The 2,901-nt window shown below is 74.2% G+C and carries 4 protein-coding genes; 2 read left to right on the top strand and 2 right to left on the bottom strand.

What is annotated here, in order from left to right:
• Both B9G38_RS15745 and B9G38_RS15740 read right to left on the bottom strand, forming a co-directional pair.
• The coding region (locus tag B9G38_RS15745; protein WP_255375986.1) for a DR2241 family protein at positions 1-766 on the bottom strand (766 nt) is incomplete at its 3' end.
• Positions 767-768: 2 nt separating this feature from the next.
• Positions 769-1,638 (bottom strand): CbiX/SirB N-terminal domain-containing protein, encoded by an 870-nt coding sequence (locus B9G38_RS15740; RefSeq protein WP_086221003.1) that lies wholly within the window; start codon positions 1,636-1,638, stop codon positions 769-771.
• Between the two features lie 128 nt (positions 1,639-1,766).
• On the opposite strand from B9G38_RS15740, the gene B9G38_RS15735 reads away from it, so the two are divergent.
• Positions 1,767-2,324 carry a hypothetical protein gene (locus B9G38_RS15735; protein ID WP_086221002.1) on the top strand — a complete coding sequence of 186 codons (558 nt, stop codon included), beginning with the start codon at positions 1,767-1,769 and terminating at the stop codon, positions 2,322-2,324.
• A gap of 85 nt (positions 2,325-2,409) precedes the next feature.
• Positions 2,410-2,901: copper resistance protein CopD (locus tag B9G38_RS15730; RefSeq protein WP_143415530.1), on the top strand; the 492-nt coding region annotated here is incomplete at its 3' end.

Raw genomic sequence — 2,901 nt, 5'->3', positions numbered from 1 at the left:
TGCCCGACTGGCGCTCCATCGTCTCGCGCCAGTGAGTCATGTCGAGCTCGCCCTCGCGCTCGCGGTGCCAGTTGGCGACCGTCGCGGGGTAGATCGTCTCCACCGCCTCGTAGAGGTCGCGCGGGCCCAGATCGGGGAACACCCAGCCGCCGGCCAGCGACGGCGCCGTCTTGAGCGGCCGGTACCGCCCCTTCTCGTCGTACGTGACGAGTTCGCGCGCGTCGAGGGGGTCCTCGTGCGACTCCAACTCGTCGACCGGAACGCCGGCGTCGTCGGCGTGGCGCACGTCGTAGCGGCGCTCGCCGCGGTCGGTGACCGTCGCCGTGATCTTCAGCTCCCCCCACGCGCGCTCGATCCCCTCGGCGAGCGCGGCGTACCGGGTCGCGACGGTCTCGCCGTCGGCGTCCTCGATCCAGCGGAGGAAGGCGCGGCGCGGCCCGAACTCGCCGACGACCCGCTCGAAGGCGTACCAGTCCGTGACCGCCGGCGCGCGCTCCGACAGCGCCTCGCGAAGCCCGCGCTCGGTCAGCCCGGTTCGGTCGTCGCCGTCGGCGGGATCGAGGCGGTACCGCCCGCCCGCGTCACCGTCCGTGCCCTCGGCCCCGGTCACGCTGAACCCCTCGAACCGGAGGGAGTCGCCGGGGTCGCGGTCGGCGAGCGCGTCGAGGACCGCGTCGAACGCGTCGCTCGGGAGGTCGATGTCAGGCGCTTCCGACCCGTCGTCTCCCGTCTCGCCGCCGCCGGTCGCGGAGGTTGAGTCGGCCACGGTCAGTCCCCCGTGGCGACGCGGGTCGTCTCGCGCACGTCGTCGAGCGCGGCCCCGAGGTCGGCGCCGGCGTCGGCGGCGCGCTCCAAGACCACGTCGGCCATGAGCGGCTCCGTCCCCACCGCGCCCGCGTACCAGATCCGGGTGCTGTCGACGGTCTCGGGCACGTCGTACCCCTCGGTGTGGTCCTCGCAGAGCCCGACGTCTTCGGGTATGTCCTCCTGCGTGTGGTAGCCGTCGGCGATGAAGAGGGGGACCAAGACGACGTCGTCGCTCTCGAAGTGCTCGGGCAGGTCGTCGACCTCCGGGTCCTCGTCCATGTACAGCGCCTTCACCTCGTCGAAGCGGTCGCGCTCGGCGATCCGGTCGGCGTGGTACTCGATCGCCTTCGCCGAGTTCTCGTTGCGCTCGGTGCCGTGGCCGACGACCGCCAGCCCGAACCCGTCGCCCACGTCGGGGTCGTCGGTGACCGACTCCGCGCGCCGGACGATCACGTCGGTCATCGCGCGGTGGGTCCCGACCGGACCGCAGTAGTGGACCTCGCGGTCGATGTCCTCGGCGACGAGCGTCGCCTGGTCGGCGGAGAGGCCGTCGGAGTCCCACTCGGAGACGTCCCAGCCCGCGAGCCGGAGCTCGCGCGGGATCACCTGCTCGGTGAAGTACCCCTCCGAGACGAACAGCGGGACCACGTACACCTCGTCGCCCTCGACGGTGCGGAGCACCTCTCGGAAGTGCGGCTCCTCCTTCCAGAACCCGGTGCGGACCTCGTCGAAGGCACCGGCGGCGCGGATCGTGTCGGCGTGGTCGTAGGTCGGCGCGCTCGACTCGGGATTGAGGTGAGAGCCGTGCGCGACGATGACGAGCGACTGCATATCCGTACTGGGGCCGCGCCGCTCTTAGGGACTTCGGAGGTCGCGGCGCGCCGGGAACGCCGATCGGCGCTCAGTGCGACCGCGGACCGACCGAAACGATCTTGCCCGCCCGACGCGCAGCCCCGCGCATGTCGCTGGCAGCCGAGACGCGGGAGGCGGTCGGAGCGCGCCCGTTCCTTCGCGACGCGCTGCGCGCCGGACTGGTGAACCACAGCGCCGCGGCGACCTGGCTCGCGGAGCGGGCCGACCTCGACGGCGAACCGGACGCGATCGCGGCCGCGCTCCGCCGCTTCCGGGAGGACCTCCCGCCGTACGAGACCGACGCCCGGACCGCGAGCGTCACCATGCGGGGCGGGGTGGACGTGGTCGAGGACGCGGCCGCGGGCGACGCGGGCGACGAAGCTGACGACCGCGACGGCGACGCCGCGGGCGACGTCCCCCTCCTCCGCGTCGGCGACGCGGCGGTCGTCGACGGCGGCGACCGCACGGCGGTCCTCGCGACCGGCGACGTCGACGCCGCGGCGCTGGCGAGCGCGCTCGGCAGACTCGCCGCCGCAGACGTCGGGATCGCGGCCGCGGCCGTGGCCGGCGACGCGTTGGTCTGCGTCGTCCCTCGGCGCGACGGCGCGAGCGCGGTGCGGGTCGTCGAGGCGGCGCTGGACGCGGTGCCGGTCGACGGCGCGTAAACAGACGGGCGCGGGCGGGAGTCGGAGGCGACGACCGATCCAGTCCGGGACGGATCTTATGACGCTCTCTCCCCCATCTGGTCCCGTGCTGCTCGCGACCGCCTTCGTCCTCCACGTGCTCTCCGGCGCGCTGTGGACCGGCGCGACGCTGTACGTCGTCTACGCCACCCTGCCGCGGGCGACCGACGGAACGCTCGGCCGCGCCGCGTTCGTCGACGCCGCGCACCGCCTCCTCATGATCACGCGCTGGACCGGCGTGGTCCTCCCGGTCACCGGCGCGTACATGGCATGGCGGCTGTACGCCCCCGTCGAGGCCCTCGCGACGACCCCTCGGGGCTGGGCCGTCCTCGCGATGCTGTCGCTGTGGGGCGTGATGAACGGGCTCGTCGAACTCGGGGTCCTCCGGATGCGACGCGAGGTCGACCCGGACCTCGGGTGGGGTCGGTACGTGGCGGCGGGGTTCCCGGTCGACGCGCCCGCGGGGTGCGGGGGCGTCCCCGGGTCCGCCCGGGTGGCCTCCGTCCCTCGGCCCAACCTGGCGGGCAGAGGAGGGCCCGCCCGCCCACCCGCGCGCCCG

The organism is Halorubrum sp. SD612, assembly GCF_002135005.1.
This window is presented reverse-complemented; position numbering and strand designations above follow the sequence as displayed.